The sequence below is a fragment of the Bacillus gaemokensis genome (assembly GCF_001590835.1).
GTDB lineage: Bacteria > Bacillota > Bacilli > Bacillales > Bacillaceae_G > Bacillus_A > Bacillus_A gaemokensis.
The window spans coordinates 120,404-146,801 of sequence record NZ_LTAQ01000045.1 but is presented as its reverse complement, the minus strand read 5'-3'; the positions used below and the strand labels follow the sequence as shown (position 1 = coordinate 146,801).

Here is a 26,398-nt window from a genome sequence, read left to right as displayed (position 1 = left end):
CTCCCAAGTATATTTTATAAGAAAAATCCGACAATTTTTAAGGAGTGATTGAAAATTGCATGACAATTCTATGTGTTAGCTTGTTCTATTTTAGAAAGAACGAACTTACAATAATAATAGACAGGCAGCATAGAGGAGGGGAAAACGTGAGGAAAGTTGTTAGGTGGTCGCTTTTTTTGTACGTTGGTTTTGCGTTATTTATATATTGGTATTTATTTGGATGGAACCATGAGATTATTCCAGATATGTATAAAGGAACGAGTGCTGATCCACAGACGTTTATGAATGCGAAGGAGCTTACATTAAGTCAAGATTATTCACGAGTGAAAAACTTACTCTTTTTTTTAGCGACGCCTCTTGAATGGATTATTCTATTGTTTGTTCTTGTTTTAGGGGTATCAAAGCGTTTTGAACAATGGTCAAAGGAAACGACAAAAGTACGGGTGATACAAGTTGCTATCTATTTATTCTATTTATCGCTGCTTACAACGGCTCTTTCATTACCGCTTCAATGGATAGGCCATCAAATATCAGTCGATTATGGCATTTCAACTCAAGCAGCAGCGAGCTGGATAAAAGATCATGTAATTGATTTTTGGGTGAACTATATTACAATGCTACTAATCGTTTCTGTACTTCTATGGCTTATTTATAAATTCCCGAGAAAATGGTGGCTAGCTGGATGGGCATTATCTGTACCATTTACAATTTTTTTAACGTTTGTACAGCCGGTTTTAATTGATCCGCTGTATCATGATTTTTCTACACTAACAAATAAAGAATTAGAAACGAAAATTTTAGCGATTGCAGATCAGGCGCATATTCCAACTGAACATGTATATGAAGTGAACATGTCAGAAAAAACGACGGCACTAAATGCTTATGTAACAGGAATTGGTTCAAATTCTCGAATTGTATTATGGGATACAACACTTCAGCAGTTAAAAGATAAAGAGATTTTATTTATTATGGCGCACGAAATGGGACATTATGTGATGAAACATATATATTGGGGCGTAGCGAGTTATATTGTGTTAACGTTTGTAGGGATGTATCTCATTAGCCGCATTATCAATATGTGCCTGCGAAAATGGGGAAATACATTGCAAATTCCAAAGGTGGCATGCCTCTCGGTTATTCCGTTGTTTTTCCTTATCTCTTCCGTATTATCTTTTGCGGTAAGTCCATTATCAAACTATGTATCTCGAGTAGAAGAACGTGCAGCTGATCAATATGCATTGGATATGACAAAGGACGGGACATCGGGAGTAAAAACATTCCAGTATTTATCAAAAACAGGATTGAGCCAAGTGAATCCACCGGCGTTAGTGAAGTTTTTCTTATATACGCACCCTCCAATTTTTGAAAGAATCCATGCATTTGAAGAGTATGATAAGCAAAAGAAATGAGGAGCAGCGATTGAGCTGCTTCTTATTTTTTACATTTTATTTTGTATATTGTATGATTAAAGTTAAAATAAAAAAAGAATATTAAGAATAATTAATCGTTCTTGTTATTGGAGGGTATACATAGTGTTGCAAGGGAATAAAACAAATATGTTATTTCAAACAAAATCGATGCCGGCTATAAAAATGATAGCATCCATGTCTATTTTTGGTTCAATTGGATTTTTCTCAGTGAAAACGGGTTTACCATCGTTCGAATTAGTATTTATTCGCTGCATTTGTGCCACAATCTTTTTAACATTATGCTGGATCGCAACAAGGCAGTTTAAAGAAGAGAAGTGGGACCGAAAAGAAATTCTGCAAATATTAGCTTGTGGTGTATTTCTTGTTTTTAACTGGGTGTTTTTATTTAAAGCTTTTGAAGTAATGTCAATAACGATCGCGATTTCGGTGTATCATCTGGCACCAATTATTGTCTTAATCATTGGAAGTGTAGTATTTAAAGAGAAATTAACAATGCTATCCGTTATTTCAATTGTAATTTGTTTTGTTGGTACAGTTTTAGTGGCGGGCGTAGATGGGAGTGTTTCTTTAGAAAAACTGATGTCTTCCGGGATGATTTGGGCACTTCTTGCAGCACTGTTTTATGCATTTACAACTTTATTAGGAAAAGGGATTAGGAAGACAAGTGCGTATGCGATGACTTTTTTGCAAACGTTTCTAGGGATATTTCTTTTACTTCCATTTGTAGATTTTGGGGCATTTCAGGGGCTAACACAAAGCAATTGGATTGCGATTACGGCGACAGGTCTCATCCATACAGGATTCGTTTATTATTTGTTTTTTGATAGCTTACGAGATTTGCCAACAAGGCTCATTTCTGTATTAGTGTTTTTAGACCCAGGTGTAGCAATTCTATTAGATACAGTGTTTACAGGATTTCGCCCAACTGTGGTTCAAGTTGTAGGTATTGTTCTTATTTTTGCTGGAATGGCGTTTACATTCCGAAAGTCAAAAAAAGAGGTACAGTCAGAAGGAAAGCAAAGAGAAATGGCATCTTCGGAGTAAAATATATGCTTTACAAAATGACTTGTTTTCGCGAGGAATCGTTTTGTTTAAATGTAAATGAAAAGGACTAGTGTTATATAACACTAGTCCTTTTTTTGCATCAAAAAGGTTAAATGAATACAGGGAAACAAGGTTTTACAAAAAAATAAGTTAAATTTTCAAAAAAATTCCTTCCTTTTCTGAAAATTTGTTATATAATATAAAACATAAAATACAATCTGTTATAAGACAGTTTGAAAGGGAGATGCTAATATGTCGACGCAAACTTCACGGGTTACACTCGCCTTAGAAGTATTACCGGCGCACAGTGAAATTTTGACACCGGAAGTGCTCAATTTTTTAAAAGAGCTACATGAGAATTTTAACGAACGCCGACTAAGCTTATTGCAAAAACGAGTAGAAAAACAAAAAAGGATTGATGCAGGAGAGTTTCCGAGCTTCTTACCAGAAACGGCACATATACGCGAGGGAGATTGGACAATCGCACCACTTCCGCGAGATTTAGAGGATCGTCGTGTAGAAATTACAGGGCCAGTAGATCGAAAGATGGTGATTAATGCTTTAAACTCGGGAGCACACCTATTTATGGCTGACTTTGAAGATTCTAACTCCCCAACTTGGGAAAATGCAGTGGAAGGACAGATTAATTTAAGAGATGCAGTTAAGGGAACGATCTCATATAAGAACCCAAGCGGAAAGGAATATCGCCTTAGCGGTAAAACAGCTGTATTAATTGTTCGGCCACGTGGCTGGCATTTAGAGGAAAAACATATGCTAGTCGATGGAGAAAAGATGTCAGGTAGTCTTGTTGATTTTGGTCTGTACTTTTTCCATAACGCAAAAACGTTGTTAGAGAAAGGAAGCGGGCCATATTTTTACTTGCCGAAGATGGAAAGCCATTTAGAAGCTAGATTGTGGAACGATGTCTTTATGTTTGCCCAGAAATATATGGGGATTCCAAATGGAACAATTAAAGCAACTGTTTTACTAGAGACAATTCATGCTTCTTTTGAAATGGATGAAATTTTATATGAATTGCGTGATCATTCAGCAGGACTGAATTGTGGGCGCTGGGATTATATTTTTAGCTTTTTAAAAAGTTTTCGTAACCATAATGAATTTCTGCTTCCAGACAGGGCGCAAGTTACAATGACGGCTCCGTTTATGCGAGCGTATTCTTTAAAAGTAATTCAAACATGCCATCGACGCAATGCACCAGCAATTGGCGGAATGGCCGCACAAATTCCTATTAAAAATGATCCAGTGGCAAATGAGGCTGCTTTTGAAAAGGTGCGTATGGATAAAGAACGTGAAGCTTTAGATGGACATGACGGGACTTGGGTTGCCCATCCGGGACTTGTACCGGTTGCGATGGAAGTATTTAATCACATTATGAAAACACCGAATCAAATTTTTAGAAAACGTGAAGAGATTGATGTAACAGAAAAGGATTTATTAGAAATACCAGTGGGAACGATTACAGAAGAAGGACTTCGTATGAATATTAGCGTTGGCATTCAATATATTGCATCTTGGTTAAGTGGCCGCGGGGCAGCGCCGATTTACAATTTGATGGAAGACGCAGCGACAGCGGAAATTTCACGTGCGCAAGTATGGCAGTGGATTCGTCATGAAGGTGGAAAGCTGGATGACGGACGCAAGATTACATTCGAATTAATGGAAGAACTAAAGGAAGAAGAGTTAGAAAAAATAGAACGAGAGATAGGTAGTGACCAGTTTAAGAAAGCTAGGTTCATTGAAGCAACAAAATTGTTCACAGATTTAGTTCGTAATGATGAATTTAAACCGTTTTTAACATTGCCGGGTTATGAAATTTTATAAAAAAGAAAAGGGGATGGAAGAAATGAAAAATGAAAGAGCACAGCAATTACAAGAAAGCTGGGAGTTAGATGAACGTTGGAACGGAGTAACACGTCCTTATTCAGCTGAAGATGTGATTCGTCTTCGTGGATCTATTGATATTGAACATACGCTAGCGCGACGCGGGGCAGAGAAACTTTGGGCATCACTTCATACGGAAGATTATATTAATGCGCTTGGGGCGTTAACAGGAAATCAAGCGATGCAGCAAGTGAAAGCAGGGTTAAAAGCAATCTATTTAAGCGGGTGGCAAGTGGCTGCTGATGCCAATCTATCCGGACACATGTATCCGGACCAAAGTTTATACCCAGCGAACAGTGTGCCAGCTGTTGTAAAACGTATTAATCAAACGCTGCAACGTGCAGATCAAATTCAGCATATGGAAGGCAGTGGCGATACGGACTATTTCGTACCAATTGTTGCGGACGCTGAAGCGGGATTTGGCGGGCAATTAAATGTATTTGAATTAATGAAAGGTATGATTGAAGCGGGAGCATCAGGTGTACATTTTGAGGATCAATTATCTTCAGAGAAAAAATGCGGACATTTAGGTGGAAAAGTACTACTACCAACGCAAACGGCGGTACGTAATTTGATTTCTGCTCGTCTAGCTGCGGATGTAATGGGCGTGCCAACAATCATTGTGGCAAGAACAGATGCAGATGCGGCGGATTTAATTACGAGTGATATTGATCCAGTTGACCAAGAGTTTATTACGGGCGAAAGAACACCGGAAGGTTTCTACCGTACAAAAGCAGGCCTCGATCAAGCGATTGCACGCGGATTAGCGTACGCACCGTATGCAGACCTTGTCTGGTGTGAAACATCTGAACCAAATTTAGAAGATGCGAAGCGTTTCGCGGAAGCAATTCATGAGAAATACCCAGGGAAATTACTAGCATATAACTGTTCACCGTCCTTTAACTGGAAACAAAAATTAGATGAAAAGACGATTGCAAATTTCCAAAAAGAAATTGCATCATACGGTTACAAATTCCAATTTGTAACATTGGCAGGATTCCATGCGCTAAACTACGGTATGTTTGAATTAGCACGTGGCTATAAAGAACGTGGTATGGCAGCTTATTCTGAATTACAACAAGCAGAATTTGCGGCAGAACAACATGGATACTCTGCAACGCGTCATCAGCGTGAAGTCGGAACAGGCTACTTTGACGAAGTAGCACAAGTGATTACAGGTGGAACTTCTTCGACAACAGCGTTGAAAGGTTCAACGGAAGAAGCGCAATTTACGAAATAAATGTAGGAGCAGGTGTCCTTAGAGGACATCTGCTTGCATTTTTTCAACTAGTTGTAAAAATTTACAGATAAATACTTTCGAAAAATATTGTACATTCTATTTTAAGTGTGTTATGATGATCCTAGTTGAATAATTAAATCAAGCAATCCATATATTATCAAGTGCTGAAAACGAACGAGAAAAAGTATGTGAGAACTGTTTTATGTTTCGTATTTGATAATGTGTGGATTCTTTTTTTATGTATGAAAACTAAAAAAAATTGTGTTTTCTTTAGGAGGAAATAATTATGGCAGTAACAGGACAAGTAAAATGGTTTAACAACGAAAAAGGTTTCGGTTTCATCGAAGTTCCAGGCGGAAACGATGTATTCGTACATTTCTCAGCAATCGAAACTGAAGGTTTCAAATCTTTAGAAGAAGGTCAAAAAGTTAGCTTCGAAATCGAAGATGGCAACCGTGGACCTCAAGCTAAAAACGTTATCAAACTATAATTTTATAGTATGTGATGGAAAAAAGGATGGCTTATGCCATCCTTTTTTTGTGTGCTAAAAAACTAAAAATAGTTTGCTTGCAGTATAGAAGAAAGAATGTAGTTTACAGAGAATCTCATTATGTTACAAATGTTTCAAAAAAGAAAATTTCTCTTTTATCTATAAGAATATGTTGGTTTGGATTGAGAGAAATAGAAGGTTTATATGGATATTTTCATGAATAGATGTAAGTAGATGTTAAAGTTTTATAAGTGATTGTAAAATATTTGAAAATATAAACTATTTTAATTTGAAAATGGTACAATTATCCATGCAGCTGCTAGTACGAATTAAAATAATGAAGGAGCGAGTATAAGATGGGTGACACAGTAGAACGCTATGTCGAAAACTATGTCGTAAACAAGAAAACTATGGCCTTACTTCCAATTATTTTAGGTGAAAAAACAATTGTAACGCGAGTGGTTGAAGTAGAAGACTCTTTTTTCATGTTTCAAAAGCCTCTCGATATTGTAGAGCAAAGTTGCCGTAAGCATGGATCTAGTTTTTTAGGGAGAAAAGAAGGTACGAAAGAATTGACACGTATTACACACAAAGCACCCATTGCGATTAGCCCGACAGATCAGCTTTATTTCTTTCCTACGTATTCGTATTCTAGAAAGGAATGCGCATGGTTGTCTCATTTTCACATTGCAAACAATAAAGAACTAGCAGATGGTAACCTTATGATTCGATTCATTAATGGCTTGGGAGTAAAACTAGAAATGTCTAAAAGCAGTTTTGAAAATCAACAAAATCGTACTGCAAAACTACGGACAGAGTATGAAGATCGTAAAGATAAGCAGGGGAGCCTTCGATTTAAAGAAATTGATAAGAAAGATGAATCTAAATTGAAGCCTGCATATGAAAAGGCTTATGTTGTAAAAGAAGATGAAAATAATGATTGATAAGATGCGAATTGATGTAGTAAAGTTTTGTTTCTTATCAAGAAGTGAGATAAACAGAAAGGATGGGCAACCATCCTTTTTTTATTTTTCAATATGTAATATCCTGTCAAATAATGATAGATTATCATACAATAATAATGGAGGATTTCTACATAAAAGTATGGAACATTAATAAATACATCTCCATATGTCGTATCTACCATTTCCTCTGTACGATAAGCAGTGATAAAGTAGGGATAGTAATATAGCAAAGGGGTAAATTGTAGAATGGATTTTCAAACAATCAAAGAGTACTTCTCAGCAGAAAATATGGATCGGCTTGTCGAGAGTTACAGAGCATTTGGGCCGCTTCTTGGTATTGGTTTACCAATGATAGAAGCACTTATCCCAGCATTGCCACTTATTTTGTTTGTGATGGCGAATGCAGTTGCATTCGGTTTATGGCTGGGCTTTCTGTATTCATGGCTCGGATCGGTTTTAGGTGCGTTCATTGTATTTTTAGTTATTCGTCGTTTTGGACGGAGTCGATTTTTTTCTTTTGTAAATAAACATCCGAAAGTGCGAAGTGCAATGGGATGGATTGAAAGAAGAGGGTTCGCGCCTATTTTTGTATTATTTTGTTTTCCGTTTACGCCGTCTGCACTTATTAATGTTGTAGCTGGTTTATCACGTATTAGTATAAGGCAGTTTGGATTAGCGCTAGTGCTTGGAAAACTAGTAATGATTTTTATTTTAAGTTATATCGGACATGATTTGACCTCTTTTATCCATAAGCCTGTGAAAACAGTTATTGTCATAGGTGTTATTTTTCTTTTATGGTATATCGGTAAGAAGATTGAGGTAAAGTTAGAACTGCATTGAGACTAGTCTTCGCTGTGATTACAACGTCATTATAGAAAAGGGTGAGGGGAGAAGCAGATGAAGCGAGCGTTGAAAAAAGAAAGTTTAGAGTGGATGCGAACAATCTTTATAGGTGTGCTATTAGCTGTTTTTTTTCGAACGTTTTTCTTCTCAACGTATGTTGTAGAGGGGAAGTCAATGATGCCGACACTGCAAGATGGAAACATGCTTGTTGTGAATAAAGTTAGTTATCAAGTCGGGGAATTGAACCGATTTGATGTTGTTGTGTTTCATGCAAATAAAAAAGAAGACTATGTAAAGCGGGTTATTGGTTTACCAGGTGATCATATTGAATATAAGCAAGATAAACTGTATATAAATGGTCAATTTATTGATGAGCCTTATTTGGAAACGTATAAGAGGCAAGCAGAGGGACGGCAGCTAACAGGCGATTTTACATTAGAAGAACTAACGAGAGAAAAGGTTGTTCCGACAGGGCATATTTTTGTGATTGGTGATAATCGTCTAGGGAGCTGGGATAGCAGACATTTTGGTTTTGTGAAAGCGGATACTGTTGTTGGAAAAGTAGATTTACGATATTGGCCAATTAATGAAGTGCAAACAAACTTTTCAAAAGGCGAATGAAATAATTTACGGTGCATGAAAGATAAAGACAAGCAGCCTCTGTTTGTCTTTTTTCTTGTCCTATAATACAATAATGACAGCAAACTAACGTTCGTTATGTAAGTGAAAGGTGGGGGATTATATGTCGCTTCGATTTGTGATTGGTAGAGCTGGAAGTGGAAAAAGTACACTTTGTTTACGCGAAGTACAAGAAGAATTAAAGCAGCGTCCAAGAGGCGAAACGATTTTATACCTTGTGCCAGAGCAAATGACATTCCAAACGCAGCAGGCGTTAATAGGTAGTGAGGATGTAAGAGGTTCCATTCGGGCGCAAGTGTTCAGTTTTTCAAGGTTAGCATGGAAAGTGCTGCAAGAAGTTGGTGGTGCAAGCCGTCTTCATATTGATGAAGCGGGGGTGCATATGTTACTGCGCAAAATTGTGGAATCACGTAAAGAAGGTTTATATGTGTTTCAAAAAGCAGCAGAGCAGAATGGTTTTTTCGAACATCTTGGCAGCATGATTACGGAGTTTAAGCGTTACAATGTAACACCATCGAATGTATATGAGATGTGGCAACAGTTAGATGCTCATAGCAGCGGTGCTGAGCAAAAATTATTAGCAAATAAAATGTACGATTTGCAGCTCTTATATGATGATTTTGAACGAGCTTTAATTGGAAAATATTTAGATTCAGAAGATTATTTACAGTTGCTTGTAGAGAAGCTTCCGCAATCTGATTATGTTAATGGTGCGGAAATTTATATAGATGGATTTCATTCGTTTTCACCCGGAGAATTAGAGATTATTAGGCAAATTATGAGATGCGGGGCAAGGGTAACCATTACATTAACGGTAGATGAACAAATATTAGCGCAGCCGGTGAGTGAATTAGATTTGTTCTATCAAACGGTGCTTACGTATGAAAAAGTGAAACAATTAGCACGTGAAGAGAAAGTCACGATTGAGAATACGATTTCAATGAGAGAACAGCCCCGCTTTCTTTCACCAGCATTGGCACACTTAGAAGCCCAATATGAATCGCGCCTATATGATAAGTTTTCAGGTGAAGCGAGTATTACATTATATACAGCGGCTAACTTACGTGCGGAAGTCGAAGGAGTGGCTCGTGAAATTCGTAGACTTATTGCAGAAGAGGGCTATCGCTACCGAGATATTGCGGTTCTTCTCCGTAATGGAGAAAGTTATTATGATGTAATGAGAACTTTATTTACGGATTATGACATTCCACACTTTATTGATGAGAAGCGCCCAATGTCGCATCATCCATTAATTGAATGCATTCGTTCTGCATTCGAAGTAATTAGCGGGAATTGGCGTTATGATGCTATTTTTCGTAGCATTAAAACGGAACTTTTGTATCCGTTAGATGTAAGAAAAGAAGCAATGCGTGAAGAAATGGATGAGTTTGAAAATTACTGTTTAGCATACGGTGTGCAAGGAAAAAGATGGACTGCGGATGAACCGTGGACATATCGTCGCTATCGTTCGTTAGATGGAGTGAATGGAACGGTAACGGATAGTGAGCGTGAAATGGAAGAGAAAATAAATCGCCTTCGTGACGTAGTGAGGACGCCAATTATTCGTTTGCAAAAGCGTTTAAAGCGTGCTGGATCGGTAATGCAAATGTGCGAAGCGGTGTATTTATTTTTAGAAGAATTGGATGTTCCAAAGAAATTAGAAGATTTACGTCTGCGTGCTGAAGCAGGAGGAGATTTCCTGTTTGCTAGTGACCATGACCAAGTATGGGAAGAGGTAATGGGTCTTCTTGATACATTTGTAGAGATGCTTGGTGAGGAAAAGATGTCTCTTTCGATGTTTATCGATGTGATGACAACTGGACTTGAGGCACTTCAGTTTGCTAATATTCCACCATCTTTAGATCAAGTGCTAATTGCAAATATCGATCGTTCGAGGCTATCAAATGTTCGTGCGGCATTTGTAATTGGAGCAAATGAAGGTGTTATTCCAGCAGCTCCTTTAGATGAAGGAATGTTATCTGATGAAGAACGAGAAGTTCTCTCTACGGCCGGTGTTGAACTGGCACCGACAACAAGGCAGACTTTGCTCGAAGAACAATTTGTTATTTATCAAACAGTGACACGTGCATCTGAGAGATTATATATTTCTTGTCCGCTCGCAGATGAGGAAGGGAAGACATTACTTACATCTAGCTTTATTAAGAAGATAAAAAGAATGTTTCCAGATATGAAAGAAGTATTTATAACAAACGATGTAAACGATTTGTCACGTTCAGCACAAATTTCCTATGTAGCAACGCCAGAGGTTACGCTGTCGTATGTGACGCAGCAATTGCAAAACTGGAAACGATACGGTTTTGAAGGGAATTTAGACTTTTGGTGGGATGTATATAACTTCTATGTGACTTCGGATGATTGGAAGCAAAAAAGTAGTCGCGTGTTATCTAGTTTGTTTTATCGAAACCGTGCACAGAAATTGAGTCCAGTTGTAAGTAGAGAGTTATACGGAGATAAAATTAAAGGCAGCGTTTCTCGTATGGAGCTGTTTAATCGTTGTGCTTATGCTCATTTTGCCCAGCACGGATTATCACTAAGAGAGCGTGATATTTTTAAATTAGATGCACCAGATATCGGGGAATTATTCCATGCCGCATTAAAGAAAATTGCAGATAAATTATTGCGTGAAAATCGAACTTGGGCTGATTTATCTATAAAAGAGTGTGAGCATCTTTCTGCTGTAGTTATAGAAGAAATTGCACCATTGCTGCAACGACAAATTTTATTAAGCTCGAATCGCCACTTTTATTTAAAACAAAAGTTACAACAAATTATTTTCCGGACATCATTGATTCTTCGTGAGCATGCGAAGTCTAGTGGATTTGTACCAGTTGATTTAGAAGTTCCATTTGGTATGGGTGGTGCAGGATCGCTTCCTCCAATGGAATTTGCATTGCCAAATGGTGTGAAGATGGAAGTCGTTGGCCGAATTGACAGGGTTGATAAAGCGGAAGATGAGAGCGGCACGTTCCTCCGTATTATCGATTATAAATCAAGTGCCAAAGCATTAGATTTAACGGAAGTGTATTATGGATTAGCGCTGCAAATGTTAACGTATTTAGATGTTGTCATTTCAAATGCGAATACGTGGATGAAGAAAGATGGAACGGCATCACCTGCTGGAGTTCTGTATTTCCACATTCATAATCCGATTGTCGAGATGAAAGGTGATGCTTCAGAAGCAGAGATTGAAAAAGAAATCTTAAAGAAATTTAAAATGAGGGGACTTGTGCTTGGGGATGCAGATATTGTCCGCTTGATGGATAATAAGCTTTCATCAGGAAGTTCTGATATTATTTCTGCTGGCTTGAAGAAAGATGGTAGTTTTAGTGCGCGCTCTAGTATTGCGAGTGAGCAAGAGTTTACAGTCTTACAGGAATATGTACATCATACATTTGAAAACATTGGTAAAGACATTACAGAAGGTGTCATTGATATTGCACCTTATAAAATGGGTAACAAGGCTGCCTGTACGTTCTGTAATTTCCGCTCTGTTTGTCAGTTTGATGAATCGCTTGAAGACAATCAGTTCCGTACATTAAAAGATATGAAAGATAGTGAAGCAATGGAGAAGATGCGAGAGGAGGTTGGCGGCGAATGATAGAGAATTGGCCAGCGAAGCCAGAGGGTAGTCAATGGACAGATAATCAATGGAAGGCAGTTGTCGGAGATGGTCGTGACATTTTAGTAGCAGCGGCAGCGGGATCGGGAAAGACAGCTGTACTTGTAGAAAGAATTATTCGTAAAATTATTAATGCTGAAAATCCTGTAGATGTGGATCGTTTGCTTGTTGTAACGTTTACGAATGCAGCGGCGCAAGAGATGAAAAATAGGATTGGTGAAGCGTTAGAAAAAGTATTAATTGATGAGCCAGGGTCACAGCATATACGTAAACAACTTAGCTTACTAAATAAAGCTTCGATTTCAACGATTCATTCGTTCTGTTTGCAAGTAATTCGAACATATTATTATATGCTTGATGTAGACCCACGCTTTCGCATTGCGAACCAGACGGAAAATGAATTATTAAAAGAAGAAGTATTGGATGACATATTAGAAGAGGAATATGGCATCGAAGAAAATCATATTTTCTTTGAACTGGTTGATCGATATACGAGTGATCGCAGTGATGATGATTTACAACGTATGATTTTAGCGCTTCATACTGAGTCGAGGGCGCATCCGGATCCAGAGAGATGGCTTGATAAGCTAGTAGAGGCATACGATGTCGAAGGCAAGACAATTGAAGATTTGGTGTATGCTTCTTATTTATTAGAAGATGTGAAGTTTCAAATTGAAACAGCAGAAGAACATATTCGAAAAGCAATTGAGCTTGCGATGCTTCCTGATGGCCCAGCGCCACGCGCTCTGACATTACAAGCAGATCTTGCATTACTCGGAACATTATCCACAGGAGCTCATCAGTCTTGGACAAGTGTATATGAAGCAATGCAAAATGTATCGTGGCAAACGTTAAAGCGTATTAAGAAAAGTGATTATAATGAAGAAATCGTAAAGCAAGTAGATTCACTTAGAAACAAAGCAAAAGATGAAGTGAAGAAACTACAAGAAGAGCTATTTAGCCGTAAGCCAGAAAGCTTTTTACGTGATTTTAAGGAAATGCATCCTGTTCTAGAAAAGCTCGTTCAGCTTGTAAAAGTATTTACTGAGCGCTTTCAAACGATAAAGCGTGATAAAGGAATGGTTGATTTCACAGACTTAGAACATTTTTGCTTGCAAATTTTAAGTGAGCATACTGAAGGCGGAGAAATGCGCCCTTCACCAGTGGCTCTTCAATATCGTAATAAATTTGCTGAGGTTCTTGTTGATGAATATCAAGATACGAACTTTGTTCAGGAATCCATTATTAAATTTGTGACGAAAGACTCCGAACAAGAGGGTAATTTATTTATGGTTGGGGATGTAAAGCAGTCGATATATCGTTTCCGTTTAGCAGAGCCAGGTTTATTTTTAGGGAAGTATAAACGTTTTACGCCTGAAGGCATAGATGGTGGTATGAAAATTGACTTAGCGAAAAACTTCCGTAGTCGTCATGAAGTGTTAGCGGGTACAAACTTTATTTTCAAACAAATTATGGGCGAAGCTGTCGGAGAGATTGATTATGATGCAGACGCTGAATTAAAGTTAGGTGCAAGTTATCCAGCAGGTGAAGATGTAGCAGCTGAACTATTATGTATTCATCAATCTGACGAAGAGGTGTTAGATGGTGAAGAGGGCGCGGAAGTAGAAAAAGCACAACTTGAGGCTCGTCTAATCGCGCAACGTATTAAAGCGATGGTCGATTCAGGATATGAAGTATATGATCGGAAAAACGATAGCATGCGCCCTGTAAAATACCGTGACTTTGTTATTTTACTTCGCTCGATGCCATGGGCTCCGCAAATTATGGAAGAGTTAAAACTGCAAGGTATTCCTGTTTATGCTGAACTTGCGACAGGTTATTTTGAAGCAACAGAAGTGAACATTATGATGAATGTCTTTCGGGTCATTGACAATCCGATGCAAGATATTCCGCTTGCAGCAGTGCTTCGTTCTCCAATCCTTGGATTAAATGATGAAGAACTTGCGATGCTACGTGCTCATGAAAAGAAAGGTTCGTTTTATGAAGTGATGCGTTCATTCATACAAGGAGCACCGCTTGAAGAAGAAGTAGAATTACATGGGAAACTACAATGGTTCTATAATCTTTTACAAGGATGGCGTGAGTTTGCACGCCAACAGTCGCTTTCAGATTTAATTTGGAAAGTATATCGTGAGACAGGCTATTATGATTTTGTTGGTGGTCTTCCGGCTGGAAAGCAAAGGCAAGCGAATCTACGCGTACTATATGATCGAGCAAGACAGTATGAGGCGACATCTTTCCGCGGGTTATTCCGTTTTCTACGTTTTATTGAACGTATTTTAGAGCGCGGCGATGATATGGGGACAGCGAGGGCACTCGGTGAACAAGAAGATGTTGTTCGAATTATGACGATTCATAAAAGTAAAGGTTTAGAGTTCCCAGTTGTATTTGTAGCAGGATTAGGACGCCGTTTTAATACGCAGGATTTAATGAAACGTTTCTTGCTACATAAAGACTTTGGTTTTGGTTCTCAATTTATTGATCCGCGTAAACGAATTAAGTATACGACGTTATCGCAATTGGCTATTAAGCGTAAGATGAAAATGGAACTAATTGCGGAAGAGATGCGGGTATTATATGTTGCTTTAACGCGTGCAAAAGAAAAATTGATTTTAATTGGTACCGTAAAAGATAAAGAGAAAGAAATGGAAAAGTGGATGGATGCACGGGAGCATACAGATTGGTTGTTGCCAGATTATGTTCGGGCCGGGGCATCTTGTTATTTAGACTGGATTGCGCCATCGCTATATAGACATCGTGATAGTGAATTGCTTCTTGATCTTGGACAAGGTACCATTCCAAATGAAATTTATGAATACGATGCGAGCTGGAGTGTAGCATTCGTTGATGGTGGAACTTTAGTAGCACCAGAGCCGGTGCAAGAAGAAAAACAAGAACTACTTGAGGCGCTTCGTGAGAAAAAACCTGTTCCTTTGGAAAGTGAACGAAGAGAAGAAGTTTATAATCGCTTAACGTGGGAATATGCATATGAAGAGGCAACAGCGCATCGTGCTAAGCAGTCTGTCACAGAGATTAAGCGTAATTATCAATCTGAAGAAGGCAGCGATCATACTTTTATTAAGAAACTCCGTGCGCCGATCAAGACACGTCCGCGTTTTATGGAGAAAAAAGGATTAACGTATGCTGAACGTGGAACTGCTGTCCATGCGGTTATGCAACATGTGAATTTGAAGAAGCCGATTACAATAGAAATAATCCGAGAACAGATTGCGGAAATGGTAAATAAAGAATTATTAACATTTGAACAAGCAGAAGAGATTGCGATTGAACGGATTGTAGGCTTTTTTGAAACTGATCTTGGTAAAAGGGTGTTAGCTGCGAAAAGTGTAGAACGGGAAGTTCCTTTTACGATGATGCTTTCAGCGGAAGAGGCGTATCAAGATTGGCAAGATAAGAGCGAAGAATCTGTACTTGTCCAAGGGGTTATTGATTGCATGATAGAAGAGGAAGATGGGATTGTATTAATTGATTTCAAAACAGATACAATTGAAGGGCGTTTTCCAGGTGGATATGATCAAGCGAGAGCTATGTTAGAAGATCGTTACAAAGTACAGCTTACATTATATGCGAAAGCCTTGGAGAAAAGCTTACACCATCCAGTGAAAGAAAAGTGCTTATATTTCTTTGATGGAAATCACATAGTAAATGTTGATTAAAAAAGTGAGTGAAACATACATCAAAGTATAAATGTGAAAAAGAGGAAAGATGTAACGTTAGAAAGGAGCTATGTAAAATGATAGCTCCCAAAAAAAGTTTAAGAACTTGCGACAATGGTCACGGGTACTATAAAAGTAGCGATTGCCCTTCTTGCCCAATCTGTGAGAAAGAAAGAAAACCAGAAAGTGGATTTCTTTCACTTCTCTCGGCACCAGCAAGAAGAGCATTGGAACACAATGAAATAACGTCTTTGCAGCAGCTCTCAGAATATAGTGAGAAAGAGATTTTACAGCTGCACGGTATGGGGCCAGCATCTTTACCTAAACTTAGAACTGCTCTGAAGGAAAGTGGGTTATCATTCAAAGATTAAATAATAAGAATGATTACATTTATTGAAGCACGAACAAAAAAATCAAAAGAACGAAAAAAGTAGGAGAACATTTCTCCTACTTTTTTTAAGCTGTTCCGATTTGATCTTGATCTGCTACATCGGAATCAAATGTATTCGTTGCACTGACACCATTGAATGTACTGACAACAAAACCAACGTTTGATGAGCCCGATCCATTATAGGCTTTCGTATTTTCTTTTGGAGATACGTTATAAAAGTCTCCTAAGTTAAAAGAGCCGTTACTATTTTGAACGACAAGATTCCCAACGACAGAGGGCATGATACTCACCTACTTTATTCGTCTTCTTTATCATTACTATATGATTTATTTTTAGGAAGGTTCATCAATATATTGGCGAATTTGCATAATACGTGAATTATTAAAGGCGTAATCAACTGATCCAATCTGAAAGCAACCTGAATTTAATAGAGTGCGCAAGGTAACATCATTCACTTCAATAAAGGGACATTCATTAATAATATTTAGTTTCACATTTGTTGACCGGGTCGGAATTGTGATGTATTCGTCTGTAAAGATTTCAAAAGCATCTAGTCGTCCCTCATCATTTAAATAAAAAGGTATTTCTCGATGGACAGCAAGCGCCCTGCTTTTTAGCTCCATTTGATTAGCATCACCAATTTGAAATACGCCACTAATTCCCATAGAAATAATTGAAGTTTTGTTTACAACTGAGATATGACGCAGCATACGGCATCTCCTTTTTAACCCGGGGTAACGGGCACATCGGTTACGAGTGGTACAAATGGACCTTCGGTAACAGATTCAAAAGGTGTATCTAGGATAGAGGAGAGAATGAGAAGATTAGCATCACCAATTAAAAATAGTGCCGATGAAGAGACCCCGTTCATTTTAATCTGTCCAACTTTTAGTTCACGATTTACAACGCTCACATTCATACGTACTTACTCCTTTCGGAAGTTGTTTGGTATGTGCTGGATAAAAGAAAGGAATGCTTTATCGATATCTTGTTTCATTGCTTGAATAATTACATCGTGCAAATATTGTGGATCGGATGTAATGTCTTCGTATGGTTGTACTTGTGACAAATAATAAGGAAGTCGATGTTCCATTTGCTTTTTTATGTCATCAATCATCATTTGCCGATACATATCATCAAGTGGTGTTCGCTCTGCTCTTTCGAAATGAAGAATTCGGTTATAAGCTTCCTCGTCTAAATAACAGTGCATTTCTTGAATAATGCCTTGATAAAAATCGGGATTTGTTTGTGTCTCTGGATTTACTTTTAACGTTTCTGTATCTACTTCGAAATCTTCAATCTGTTGTCCTTTTTTTGCAAATGGATTTAAGCCGATATTTAAAGTTCCATTTAGGTTTTCTACTTTTAGTTGATCAAATTTATACTCGACTTTTCCTATGGAAGAGGAGGGACGGCTTTTTAGTTTAGCAAGCTCTTCGGTTAACGTACGTACTTGTTCTTCTAAAATATGGATTGTCTCTTGTTGTTTTTGAAGAACTTGTTGGAATTGGTATAAGTAAGTATATATATCTTGATTCAATGTGTGAAACCTCCTTTTCGATAGGGAGGGTGTGTACTGCTGCTATATATGTTTATGATAAATATGACCTAAGAAGAACTCATTGGTTTAATAGAAATAATTTGTCCTTTTGCGGCAAGAGGACGAAGGGGTTCTGTAAATCCACCGGTATTTGAAAATCTAGAGAGTGCTTTAATACTTCCTGCTGTTCCAATTTGAAAAACAGAAGAGGTTGTAATGCTTCCTATTTCTATTTTGTTAATTATAATACTTTGATTTACATAAAAGTTCACTTTCTAATCGCCTCCTTGACCTTTTAGGTAGAACCGACTATCGCTTGATCAATTACATCTGAATCATTAACAGTTGTTGAATTTTGATAATTATATACAGAAACATTTTCACCAACGTTAAAAGAACCAGCTCCTGCAAACGCACGTGAATAGCTAATCGGTCTAATTGCAAACACATCTCCAATATGAAAAATACCACTTGATCCAATATTAACGATATGGATATGTCCAACCATTGCTGGCATAGCAAACACCTTTCATGAATAAAGTTTTTTTGAATTTTTATTAACGATAAAAAATCAAAATATATGTTGGGTAAACGTGAAACTCCTATCAGTAGGGCTTAGGAATATAGATGATTCTTCTATTACTTATTGTATGGGTGTTTTTACTAAAATGTGTCTTTTTTCAATAAAAGACACACACTTTATTGTGTGTGTTCGTCTATAGTATGGGGAGGGATAAAGTCAACTTTCATAAGCCAAACAACATTTAAGAGCCTGTCCAGTTCTTGGCTGCAACTTACTGTTTTTTGAGAGGTTATTCCATAGCGTTCAGCAAAATATATCATTTTTTCACGTTTTTTTTCAATCGCTTGCTCAAACATAGAATCGGCTCCATCTCTATAATAAATTTTAAGTATATGCGTAGTACATATTATACAAAAATTCCATAAAAAAGAAATGCATTCGATAAAAAAAGTAAAAATTCTACATTTTATTCCGAAATGAAATCGGAACAAATGCACAAAGAAAAGAATATTGTAAAAATTAAAGTGTGCTAGCAGGTTTTTTGCCAGGCAATGCGAATACAATTACATTGTATGAGTTTTAGGATGGAGAGTGGAAAGAATGCGGTTTGTTACGGTAAAGAGAGAGGAAAAAGTGTTTGTTGGTGTTGTAAATGAATATGAGCAAACGGTACTGCATGTAAGAGAAGCACAGCGGCAAAAAGGTGAAAAGATTACAATTCCTATTACAATGCTAGAATGTATCGAGCAAGGAAATGCCTTTATTGAAAAAGTAACTGAAATTGTAAAATGGGCAAAAGAGAATGAAACAACAGCGTATTATTCATTAACAGAAGTCAAAATATTGGCGCCGATTCCAAGGCCAAGAAAGAACATTCTTTGTGTCGGAAAAAATTACCGTGACCACGCGATAGAAATGGGCGGGGAGGAATCCGTTCCGAAAGATATTATGATTTTCACAAAAGCGCCAACAACGGTTGTTGGGGATGGAGAGAAAATTAACAGTCATCCGCATGCAACGAATGAATTAGATTATGAAGGGGAACTAGCAATTGTGATTGGAAGACGTGGGAAACAAATCACAAAAGATAAGGCGATTGACCACGTTTTTGGTTATACGATTATAAATGATATAACTGCTCGGGATATTCAAAGAAAGCATAAACAATTTTTCTTAGGAAAAAGTTTCGACACATTTTGTCCAATGGGCCCGTACTTAGTACACAAAGCGTCTATCGAAACACCTAATAAATTGAATGTTGAGACAATGGTGAATGGAGAAGTACGACAAACTTCAAATACTGCAAATATGATGTTTTCTATAGAAGATATTATTTCTATCGTAAGTAAAGGGATGACGTTAGAGCCTGGGGATATTATTGCAACTGGAACACCAGCTGGAGTTGGAAAAGGGTTTATACCGCCAAAGTTTCTCCATGCTGGTGATGAAGTGATGGTAACGGTAGAACATATTGGAACGCTTCGAAATACAGTCAAATAGTAGTTGGTACGTGTGGTTCATCCCTATTTTATTTGCAGTTCATAACGCGGAGGAATATTATTTCTTTTCAGAAATGAGATATATACAACTGATTCAAATGGAAGAGAATGTGATGCAGAGACAATATTTTTTCGTTGCATTATGCCTATTAACCATGATTGTTTTTTTATTTGTATGCGCTCATTTTATGTTTAGAAAGAGATTTACCCTCAGTATGCTACTTATTATACAAGCAATGATTTTCATGAATGGATGGTTCCATATTGGTGGGGCAATTTTGACAGGGAGATACGTTCCAGGATTCATAACATCGCTGATATTGATTATTCCTTTTTCATTATTTTTATTTCGGAAAGGGATTGTAAGAGGTTGGTGGAAGATGAAGCATGTTGTGATTTCCTGTTTATTAGGTGTAGTGCTGTTATTTCCAATTATCTTTGGTGTATTATTTTTAGCAAAAGTAATCGTTTAATAAAAACAAGCTGCCTTTTAAAAGGCAGCTTGTTTTTATTAAGATAATACCGCTTTAATTTTTTGGAATGCCCACTCTAAATCTTCTTCAGAAATAATAAGTGGTGGTGCAATACGAATTACATTTTCATGCGTTTCCTTACATAATAAGCCTTCTTCTTTTAGTTTTTCACAGTAAGGACGAGCTGATTCGTTTAATTCGATACCGATAAATAATCCTTTACCACGGATTTCTGTAATCATTGGATTATCAATTTCTTTTAATTGTCCTACTAATTTTTCTCCTAATTGAAGAGAACGTTCTGTTAATTTTTCATCTAGTAATACATCAAGAGCAGCGATAGAAACAGCACATGCAAGTGGGTTGCCACCAAATGTAGAACCGTGGGAACCTGGCTCAAATACGCCTAAAATATCGCGGTTTGCTGCTACGCAAGAGATCGGGAATACACCGCCGCCTAATGCTTTACCAAGTATGTACATATCAGGAATTACGTTATCCCAATCACACGCAAATAATTTACCAGTACGGCCTAGGCCAGTTTGGATTTCATCGGCTACAAATAACACATTTTCTTTTTTACATATATTATGTGCTTCTTGTAGGAATCCAGCTGGTGGAATGTTAATGCCTGCTTCACCTTGAATTGGTTCTAAAATAAATGCTGCTGTATTTGGTGTAATGGCAGCTTTTAATGCTTCTAAATCACCGTAAGGAATGACAACAATGCCAGGAAGCATTGGACCGAAGCCGCGTTTGTATTCTTCATTGGAAGACATAGAAACAGCGCCCATTGTACGGCCGTGGAAGTTATCTTCACAAACGATAATTTCAGCTCTATTTTCTTCAACTTTTTTCACATCATATGCCCAGCGGCGTGCCGTTTTGATAGCGGTTTCAACAGCTTCCGCACCTGTGTTCATTGGAAGTACCATATCTTTATGTGTTAATTTCGCTACTTTTTCGTACCAAGGACCTAATTGATCGCTATGGAAGGCGCGAGAAGTTAACGTAACACGATTTGCTTGCTCAATTAAAGCATCAATAATTTTTGGATGACGATGTCCTTGGTTTACCGCAGAATATGCACTAAGTAAGTCCATATAACGATTTCCTTCAGGATCTTCTACCCAAACACCTTCCGCTTTAGAAATTACGATTGGTAGCGGATGGTAGTTATTAGCACCGTATGTGTCTGTTAGTTCGATAATATCTTTTGTTTGAATCATGATTGTTCCCCCTTTTGTTATTACAAGAAGTTTGTAAATACTCTAAATATTATATCATTTAAGTTAGAAAAAGCGAAACATTTCCTAAAAAAGAAATGAACATGGTATCATATAAAGTGAAAAAGTGTGAAAAGAGGAGGTAGGGGTACCATGACAACACATCTGCATATTACAGCGTGGGCATTGGGACTTATTTTATTCTTCGTAGCGTATTCTATGTATACAGCTGGAAGAAAAGGTAAAGGCATACATATGGGGCTTCGTCTTGTGTATATCATCATTATTGTAACAGGCTTCTTACTGTATCAAAGCATTATGAAAACAGCGACAGGGAATATTCACATGTGGTATGGCCTAAAAATGTTAGTTGGCGTTTGGGTTATTGCTGCAATGGAAATGATTCTTGTAAAAACAAGTAAGAACAAGAAAACAGGGGCATTCTGGGGTCAATTTATTATCGCGCTTATCGTTGTATTATATCTTGGATTACGATTACCAATCGGATTTGACCTATTTTAGTCAAGGAAAAACCACCTTATTTCTCTAATATGAGAAAATAAGGTGGTTTTTTAATTTTACTGAATGTGTAATTCTTCGCCATTCGTTTTTGTAAACTTAAATATATTTTTATTACAAGTAGAAAATCGAACATAATGGTGATGCAAAGAACAAATCATTTCTTCATTATCAAATAAGAGGAGGTTTACCCCTTCGCAAGCTTGTTCTTTCGGTTGAAACGATAAGAAATTATGACAATACATGCAATCATATAGAGAGTAATTAAGTGATTGTAGTGTTTCTGTTAATAAAGAAAAAGCAGAATCAGGTAGTTCCTCTAACCATTCATAATAACTGAGAAGTAATTTTTTACGAATTCGTATCATCTCGCCGTTTTGCAAAGGATGGTGTTCATTTGCAACTTGTAATATGTTTTGTTCATAGAAACGTGCTGGCAGCCAATTGTTGTTATATAAAACCTCAAAACCATCTTCAATAATATCTTCTAACAAAAATGCTTCATCATTTTCATCATCAAAGAATATCCATTCATCGTTTATATATTCCACGTTACCAATTGTATGAGCGCGTGGTTGATTATACAAAATATGTTTGCGCTGTTTCATTCGTGATTTCTCCTTTTGTAGAAGTAGTTATTCCTGTTATAGACAGTTCAGACGTTCTTTATAACTATGGAACACCTAAAGAAAGTTGGGCATACAATAAAAACACGCTTCATACAGTGAAACTGCTATCTGGTGGGGATATCTTATGTGGATAGTTAGTTATCGTCAATTTGGTTTTTGTGTATCCGCATTCTGCCTTTTTCTTATTAGGGGGCTTTGAGTGGGGACTACTGCACGTTCTATACGGATATAAGATGAGGAAGGATGATTCATATGTGCGGGATTACAGGATGGGTTGATTATAAGCGCTCATTAGAAAGTGAAAGAGACGTAATTACGAAGATGGCGGAAACGTTAGCAAAACGGGGACCAGATGATAACAATGTTTGGATTAAAGGAAACGTTGCATTCGGGCATAAGAGGTTAATTGTTGTGGATCCTGAAGGTGGAAAGCAGCCGATGACTTGTTTAAAAGAAGAAACGAGTTATGCGATTTGTTATAACGGGGAGCTATATAACACAGAAGATATTCGTAAAGAATTATTAAGAAGAGGATATACGTTTAAAGGGCATTCTGATACTGAAGTATTATTGGCATCATATATAGAGTGGAAAGAGGAGTGTGTGGATCATTTAAATGGGATATATGCGTTTGCTGTATGGGATGAGAAAAAAGAACAAGTATTCATTGCAAGAGATCGGTTAGGAGTAAAGCCATTATTTTATAAATATGATAGTGGAAGGTTTTTATTTGGTTCAGAGTTAAAAGCGATTTTAGCGCATCCAGATGTAAAGACAGAAGTAACGACAGAAGGGCTATCAGAAATATTCGGATTAGGACCGTCTCGAACGCCTGGGCATGGTATATATGCTGGTATTAAAGAGCTTAGACCAGGGCATGCTCTTACGTTTTCAAAAAATGGTTTATGTATATGGAGATATTGGAATGTGGAAAGTAAAAAACATGAACATTCATTTGAAGAAACGGTAGAACATACTCGCTTTTTATTACAGGATGCAATTACCAGACAATTAGTTTCGGATGTACCGCTATGTACATTTTTGTCAGGCGGGGTAGACTCGAGTGCCATTACCGCAATTGCAGCAAAGGCATACGAGAGAGAAGGAAAAGGAAAGTTACACACGTATTCGATTGATTATGAAGATAATGAGAAATATTTTAAAGCGAACGCTTTCCAGCCAAACTCAGATGCGCCGTTTATTCATTTAATGACAGAAACATTTGGTACGATTCATCATCGCCATGTCATTTCAAATGAGAGGTTAGCAGAGTATTTAACGGAAGCAGTACTCGTTCGTGATTTACCGGGTATGGCAGATATCGACTCGTCATTATTATGGTTTTGCCGTGAAATTAAACAAGATTTTGTCGTTGGTTTGTCTGGGGAATGTGCCGATGAAATTTTTGGCGGATATCCGTGGTTTTATCGGGAAGATGATTTACAATCAAGCGCATTTCCGTGGATGCGTTCCACAGAGGCACGTGAACAACTTCTAAAAGCAGAGTGGCGAAATAAATTAAAACTGCAAGATTATGTACAACAGCGATATGAAGAGTCGATACAGGAAGTGCCCGTTTTAGAAGGGGAAAGTGTAATTGAGGCGAAAAGAAGACAACTCTTTTATTTAAATATGGTTTGGTTTATGACAACATTATTAGACAGAAAAGATCGTATGAGTATGGGAGCGAGCCTAGAAGTGCGCGTTCCATTTGCAGATCATCGTCTTGTCGAATATGCATGGAATATTCCTTGGGAAATGAAAATGTATGAAAACCGCGAAAAAGGTTTATTACGTAAGGCGTTAGAAGGGATATTGCCGAATGATATATTATATAGAAAGAAAAGTCCGTATCCGAAAACGCATAATCCGCATTATACGAAAGCTGTAACTGTATGGCTTCAAGATTTGTTAACGGATAAAAATTCTATTTTGCATGAGTTATTTGATAAAGAACAACTACAAGGGCTGATTCAGTCAGGAGGAAGTGCATTTCAGACACCATGGTTTGGGCAGTTAATGACGGGACCTCAGCTTTTAGCACATTTGGCACAAATTCACGTTTGGTTTAAGGAATATGGAGTGAATATTAAAGAATAATGAAAAGAGGCTCACAGATTATTGTGAGCCTCTTTTTTATTATTATTTCACTTGAATATACACATATTGATTATATTTTCCATCTTCCGTTGATGCAGTTAAAACAACGCGTCCAGATTTTAAAGCTTTTGCATGAATTGTATCATTTAAATTTTCTTCAAATGATAGTTTCATAATTTCCTCACTAGAAAGGTTTTCTTGCTGTGTTTGTATTGCTGGAGTGGGTGATTCTGCTAATACGTTAAATGGAATTGTTGTGGATAGGATTGTACTCATTGTAAGTGTAGAAATCAGTACTGCTTTTTTCATAAAAGGCTGCTTCATTTCAAATCCTCCTCATATGTTCTTTTAATTTAGAATTCAACGGGTTCCCGTTTACTTTTCTAAGTTAAATAGTAAAGTGCAAATTTTGAGGAATAATAACTGGAATATTGAGAATTTTTTAAGATGGTGTGAAGTTCCACAATAGAAGTAAACCAGAATATAACAAATAATATTAAATAAATTGTCAAATAAAATTCAAAATCATATTATAAATAATACTTATTTATAATTATTATTTTGACGTATTAATTATTGCTTGTTATAATTGGAAACAAACGTTCTTGAAAAAGATTCTCATTGTTGAAATTGAGGTGTTATATAAATGATAAAGAAGAAAATGGGTTTACTTGTGATGGCGTATGGAACGCCAGAGTCACTAGAGGATGTAGAGGCATATTATACACATATCCGTCACGGACGTAAGCCATCTCAAGAAGCGCTTGATGATTTAGTAGGACGCTATAAAGCGATTGGTGGTATTTCACCACTTGCAAAGATTACAAAGGAGCAAGCTAATAAATTAACGGATGAACTAAATAGACGTTTCTCGGAATATGAATTCGTTTGTTATTTAGGTTTAAAACATATTGCTCCTTTTATTGAAGATGCGGTCTCAGAAATGAAACAGGATGGTATTGAGGAAGCGATTAGTATTGTGCTAGCACCTCATTATTCTACTTTCAGTATCAAAGCATATAATGAGCGTGCAATAAGTGTTTCAGAGAAAATAAACGGCCCTATTATTGAACCGATTGAACAGTGGTACGATGAGCCGAAATTTATTGCGTATTGGGCGAACCAAATAAGAGAAACGTTTACTAGAATTACAGACGGGGAGAAGGCTGTTGTAATTTTTTCTGCGCACAGTTTACCGGAAAAAATCATTGCTGCTGGAGATCCTTATGTGGAGCAACTCCGGCATACAGCCGATTTAATTGCTGATGCAGCTGGTATTCAAAATTATACAATTGGTTGGCAAAGTGCTGGAAATACACAAGATCCATGGATTGGACCAGATGTACAAGATTTAACAAAAGACTTATATGAAAAGTACGGTTATAACTCGTTTGTGTATTGTCCAGTTGGCTTTGTAGCGGAACATTTAGAAGTGCTGTATGACAATGATTATGAATGTAAAGTTGTGACAGATGAACTAGGTGCACTCTATTTCAGACCGGTTATGCCAAATGCACAAGACTCATTTATTGATTGTTTAGTAGAAATTGTTTCCAAAAAAGCGAATAAAAGATTTGACAAAAAAGTAATTTTAAATAATAATTAGA

The 26,398-nt window shown here is 37.2% G+C and carries 26 protein-coding genes; 16 read left to right on the top strand and 10 right to left on the bottom strand.

Annotation, left to right across the window (positions count from 1 at the left end; all coding sequences use genetic code 11):
• Positions 1-146 precede the first annotated feature (146 nt).
• The 11 genes from AZF08_RS22105 (at position 147) to AZF08_RS22055 (ending at position 16,262) form a co-directional block, all read left to right on the top strand.
• Positions 147-1,409: a M48 family metallopeptidase gene (locus AZF08_RS22105; protein WP_033673880.1), complete on the top strand. Its 1,263-nt coding sequence runs from the start codon at positions 147-149 to the stop codon at positions 1,407-1,409.
• A 147-nt stretch (positions 1,410-1,556) separates the two neighbouring features.
• Positions 1,557-2,474: a DMT family transporter gene (locus AZF08_RS22100; RefSeq protein ID WP_033673972.1), complete on the top strand. Its 918-nt coding sequence runs from the start codon at positions 1,557-1,559 to the stop codon at positions 2,472-2,474.
• A gap of 252 nt (positions 2,475-2,726) precedes the next feature.
• Positions 2,727-4,316, top strand: coding sequence for a malate synthase A (gene aceB, locus AZF08_RS22095; protein WP_033673879.1), 1,590 nt, complete (start codon positions 2,727-2,729; stop codon positions 4,314-4,316).
• 22 nt (positions 4,317-4,338) lie between these two features.
• Positions 4,339-5,616 (top strand): isocitrate lyase, encoded by a 1,278-nt coding sequence (gene aceA, locus AZF08_RS22090; protein ID WP_082246030.1) that lies wholly within the window; start codon positions 4,339-4,341, stop codon positions 5,614-5,616.
• Between the two features lie 286 nt (positions 5,617-5,902).
• Positions 5,903-6,106: an RNA chaperone/antiterminator CspA gene (gene cspA / locus AZF08_RS22085; RefSeq protein ID WP_033673878.1), complete on the top strand. Its 204-nt coding sequence runs from the start codon at positions 5,903-5,905 to the stop codon at positions 6,104-6,106.
• 356 nt (positions 6,107-6,462) lie between these two features.
• Positions 6,463-7,050 (top strand): competence protein ComK, encoded by a 588-nt coding sequence (locus tag AZF08_RS22080; protein ID WP_033673877.1) that lies wholly within the window; start codon positions 6,463-6,465, stop codon positions 7,048-7,050.
• A 267-nt stretch (positions 7,051-7,317) separates the two neighbouring features.
• Positions 7,318-7,911, top strand: coding sequence for a TVP38/TMEM64 family protein (locus tag AZF08_RS22075; RefSeq protein WP_033673876.1), 594 nt, complete (start codon positions 7,318-7,320; stop codon positions 7,909-7,911).
• 57 nt (positions 7,912-7,968) lie between these two features.
• The gene (gene lepB, locus AZF08_RS22070) at positions 7,969-8,535 is read left to right on the top strand and encodes a signal peptidase I (protein WP_033673875.1); all 567 of its coding nucleotides are present in this window, start codon (positions 7,969-7,971) and stop codon (positions 8,533-8,535) included.
• Between the two features lie 121 nt (positions 8,536-8,656).
• On the top strand, positions 8,657-12,172 hold the full coding sequence (gene addB, locus AZF08_RS22065) for a helicase-exonuclease AddAB subunit AddB (protein WP_033673874.1): 3,516 nt from the start codon (positions 8,657-8,659) through the stop codon (positions 12,170-12,172).
• Complete coding sequence (gene addA, locus AZF08_RS22060; protein ID WP_033673873.1) at positions 12,169-15,891, top strand: helicase-exonuclease AddAB subunit AddA; 3,723 nt, start codon at positions 12,169-12,171, stop codon at positions 15,889-15,891. Before addB ends, addA begins: the two co-directional genes overlap by 4 nt.
• A 77-nt stretch (positions 15,892-15,968) precedes the next feature.
• On the top strand, positions 15,969-16,262 hold the full coding sequence (locus AZF08_RS22055; protein ID WP_033673872.1) for an RNA polymerase alpha subunit C-terminal domain-containing protein: 294 nt from the start codon (positions 15,969-15,971) through the stop codon (positions 16,260-16,262).
• 85 nt (positions 16,263-16,347) lie between these two features.
• On the opposite strand, the gene gerPF is transcribed toward AZF08_RS22055, so the two are convergent.
• The 7 genes from gerPF to AZF08_RS22020 all read right to left on the bottom strand — a co-directional run bounded on the left by gerPF (position 16,348) and on the right by AZF08_RS22020 (position 18,701).
• The gene (gerPF, locus tag AZF08_RS22050; RefSeq protein WP_033673871.1) at positions 16,348-16,563 is read right to left on the bottom strand and encodes a spore germination protein GerPF; all 216 of its coding nucleotides are present in this window, start codon (positions 16,561-16,563) and stop codon (positions 16,348-16,350) included.
• A gap of 51 nt (positions 16,564-16,614) precedes the next feature.
• Positions 16,615-16,992, bottom strand: coding sequence for a spore germination protein GerPE (locus AZF08_RS22045; RefSeq protein ID WP_033673870.1), 378 nt, complete (start codon positions 16,990-16,992; stop codon positions 16,615-16,617).
• A gap of 14 nt (positions 16,993-17,006) precedes the next feature.
• Positions 17,007-17,201 carry a hypothetical protein gene (locus tag AZF08_RS22040; protein ID WP_033673869.1) on the bottom strand — a complete coding sequence of 65 codons (195 nt, stop codon included), beginning with the start codon at positions 17,199-17,201 and terminating at the stop codon, positions 17,007-17,009.
• Between the two features lie 6 nt (positions 17,202-17,207).
• On the bottom strand, positions 17,208-17,822 hold the full coding sequence (gerPC, locus tag AZF08_RS22035; protein WP_033673868.1) for a spore germination protein GerPC: 615 nt from the start codon (positions 17,820-17,822) through the stop codon (positions 17,208-17,210).
• 68 nt (positions 17,823-17,890) lie between these two features.
• Positions 17,891-18,094 (bottom strand): spore germination protein GerPB, encoded by a 204-nt coding sequence (locus tag AZF08_RS22030; RefSeq protein WP_033673867.1) that lies wholly within the window; start codon positions 18,092-18,094, stop codon positions 17,891-17,893.
• 23 nt (positions 18,095-18,117) lie between these two features.
• Positions 18,118-18,339 (bottom strand): spore germination protein, encoded by a 222-nt coding sequence (locus tag AZF08_RS22025; protein WP_033673866.1) that lies wholly within the window; start codon positions 18,337-18,339, stop codon positions 18,118-18,120.
• Between the two features lie 182 nt (positions 18,340-18,521).
• Positions 18,522-18,701 (bottom strand): aspartyl-phosphate phosphatase Spo0E family protein, encoded by a 180-nt coding sequence (locus AZF08_RS22020; protein WP_033673865.1) that lies wholly within the window; start codon positions 18,699-18,701, stop codon positions 18,522-18,524.
• Positions 18,702-18,945: 244 nt separating this feature from the next.
• On the opposite strand from AZF08_RS22020, the gene AZF08_RS22015 reads away from it, so the two are divergent.
• Both AZF08_RS22015 and AZF08_RS22010 read left to right on the top strand, forming a co-directional pair.
• Complete coding sequence (locus tag AZF08_RS22015; protein WP_033673864.1) at positions 18,946-19,845, top strand: fumarylacetoacetate hydrolase family protein; 900 nt, start codon at positions 18,946-18,948, stop codon at positions 19,843-19,845.
• Positions 19,846-19,855: 10 nt separating this feature from the next.
• On the top strand, positions 19,856-20,317 hold the full coding sequence (locus AZF08_RS22010; RefSeq protein ID WP_265182899.1) for an HXXEE domain-containing protein: 462 nt from the start codon (positions 19,856-19,858) through the stop codon (positions 20,315-20,317).
• Between the two features lie 38 nt (positions 20,318-20,355).
• Here AZF08_RS22010 and rocD read toward each other — a convergent pair whose 3' ends face one another.
• Positions 20,356-21,546: an ornithine aminotransferase gene (gene rocD, locus AZF08_RS22005; RefSeq protein WP_033673862.1), complete on the bottom strand. Its 1,191-nt coding sequence runs from the start codon at positions 21,544-21,546 to the stop codon at positions 20,356-20,358.
• A gap of 150 nt (positions 21,547-21,696) precedes the next feature.
• Here rocD and AZF08_RS22000 point away from each other — a divergent pair, with 150 nt between their 5' ends.
• Positions 21,697-22,065, top strand: a complete 369-nt coding sequence (locus AZF08_RS22000) for a YisL family protein (protein ID WP_033673861.1) — start codon at positions 21,697-21,699, stop codon at positions 22,063-22,065.
• A gap of 56 nt (positions 22,066-22,121) precedes the next feature.
• Here the strand turns inward: AZF08_RS22000 and AZF08_RS21995 are convergent, their stop codons facing one another.
• Positions 22,122-22,670 carry a DUF2777 domain-containing protein gene (locus AZF08_RS21995; RefSeq protein ID WP_033673860.1) on the bottom strand — a complete coding sequence of 183 codons (549 nt, stop codon included), beginning with the start codon at positions 22,668-22,670 and terminating at the stop codon, positions 22,122-22,124.
• A gap of 273 nt (positions 22,671-22,943) precedes the next feature.
• On the opposite strand from AZF08_RS21995, the gene asnB reads away from it, so the two are divergent.
• Positions 22,944-24,791: an asparagine synthase (glutamine-hydrolyzing) gene (gene asnB, locus AZF08_RS21990; protein WP_033673859.1), complete on the top strand. Its 1,848-nt coding sequence runs from the start codon at positions 22,944-22,946 to the stop codon at positions 24,789-24,791.
• 42 nt (positions 24,792-24,833) lie between these two features.
• On the opposite strand, the gene AZF08_RS21985 is transcribed toward asnB, so the two are convergent.
• The gene (locus AZF08_RS21985; protein WP_033673858.1) at positions 24,834-25,115 is read right to left on the bottom strand and encodes a hypothetical protein; all 282 of its coding nucleotides are present in this window, start codon (positions 25,113-25,115) and stop codon (positions 24,834-24,836) included.
• Positions 25,116-25,437: 322 nt separating this feature from the next.
• Between AZF08_RS21985 and hemH the strand changes: the two genes are divergently transcribed.
• Positions 25,438-26,397 (top strand): ferrochelatase, encoded by a 960-nt coding sequence (gene hemH / locus AZF08_RS21980; RefSeq protein ID WP_033673857.1) that lies wholly within the window; start codon positions 25,438-25,440, stop codon positions 26,395-26,397.
• The last annotated feature ends 1 nt before the right edge of the window (position 26,398 follow it).

Bases quoted from the DNA above. Each gene is read 5' to 3' on its own strand.
- aceA (WP_082246030.1), top strand. From the start codon at position 4,339: ATGAAAAATGAAAGAGCACAGCAATTACAAGAAAGCTGGGAGTTAGAT.
- addB (WP_033673874.1), top strand. From the start codon at position 8,657: ATGTCGCTTCGATTTGTGATTGGTAGAGCTGGAAGTGGAAAAAGTACA.
- AZF08_RS22100 (WP_033673972.1), top strand. From the start codon at position 1,557: ATGTTATTTCAAACAAAATCGATGCCGGCTATAAAAATGATAGCATCC.
- AZF08_RS22045 (WP_033673870.1), bottom strand. From the start codon at position 16,992: ATGCTGCGTCATATCTCAGTTGTAAACAAAACTTCAATTATTTCTATG.
- AZF08_RS22025 (WP_033673866.1), bottom strand. From the start codon at position 18,339: ATGCCAGCAATGGTTGGACATATCCATATCGTTAATATTGGATCAAGT.
- AZF08_RS22075 (WP_033673876.1), top strand. From the start codon at position 7,318: ATGGATTTTCAAACAATCAAAGAGTACTTCTCAGCAGAAAATATGGAT.
- hemH (WP_033673857.1), top strand. From the start codon at position 25,438: ATGATAAAGAAGAAAATGGGTTTACTTGTGATGGCGTATGGAACGCCA.
- asnB (WP_033673859.1), top strand. From the start codon at position 22,944: ATGTGCGGGATTACAGGATGGGTTGATTATAAGCGCTCATTAGAAAGT.
- aceB (WP_033673879.1), top strand. From the start codon at position 2,727: ATGTCGACGCAAACTTCACGGGTTACACTCGCCTTAGAAGTATTACCG.
- rocD (WP_033673862.1), bottom strand. From the start codon at position 21,546: ATGATTCAAACAAAAGATATTATCGAACTAACAGACACATACGGTGCT.
- AZF08_RS21985 (WP_033673858.1), bottom strand. From the start codon at position 25,115: ATGAAGCAGCCTTTTATGAAAAAAGCAGTACTGATTTCTACACTTACA.
- cspA (WP_033673878.1), top strand. From the start codon at position 5,903: ATGGCAGTAACAGGACAAGTAAAATGGTTTAACAACGAAAAAGGTTTC.
- lepB (WP_033673875.1), top strand. From the start codon at position 7,969: ATGAAGCGAGCGTTGAAAAAAGAAAGTTTAGAGTGGATGCGAACAATC.
- AZF08_RS22020 (WP_033673865.1), bottom strand. From the start codon at position 18,701: ATGTTTGAGCAAGCGATTGAAAAAAAACGTGAAAAAATGATATATTTT.
- AZF08_RS22055 (WP_033673872.1), top strand. From the start codon at position 15,969: ATGATAGCTCCCAAAAAAAGTTTAAGAACTTGCGACAATGGTCACGGG.
- AZF08_RS22040 (WP_033673869.1), bottom strand. From the start codon at position 17,201: ATGAATGTGAGCGTTGTAAATCGTGAACTAAAAGTTGGACAGATTAAA.
- AZF08_RS21995 (WP_033673860.1), bottom strand. From the start codon at position 22,670: ATGAAACAGCGCAAACATATTTTGTATAATCAACCACGCGCTCATACA.
- AZF08_RS22000 (WP_033673861.1), top strand. From the start codon at position 21,697: ATGACAACACATCTGCATATTACAGCGTGGGCATTGGGACTTATTTTA.
- addA (WP_033673873.1), top strand. From the start codon at position 12,169: ATGATAGAGAATTGGCCAGCGAAGCCAGAGGGTAGTCAATGGACAGAT.
- AZF08_RS22080 (WP_033673877.1), top strand. From the start codon at position 6,463: ATGGGTGACACAGTAGAACGCTATGTCGAAAACTATGTCGTAAACAAG.
- gerPF (WP_033673871.1), bottom strand. From the start codon at position 16,563: ATGCCCTCTGTCGTTGGGAATCTTGTCGTTCAAAATAGTAACGGCTCT.
- AZF08_RS22015 (WP_033673864.1), top strand. From the start codon at position 18,946: ATGCGGTTTGTTACGGTAAAGAGAGAGGAAAAAGTGTTTGTTGGTGTT.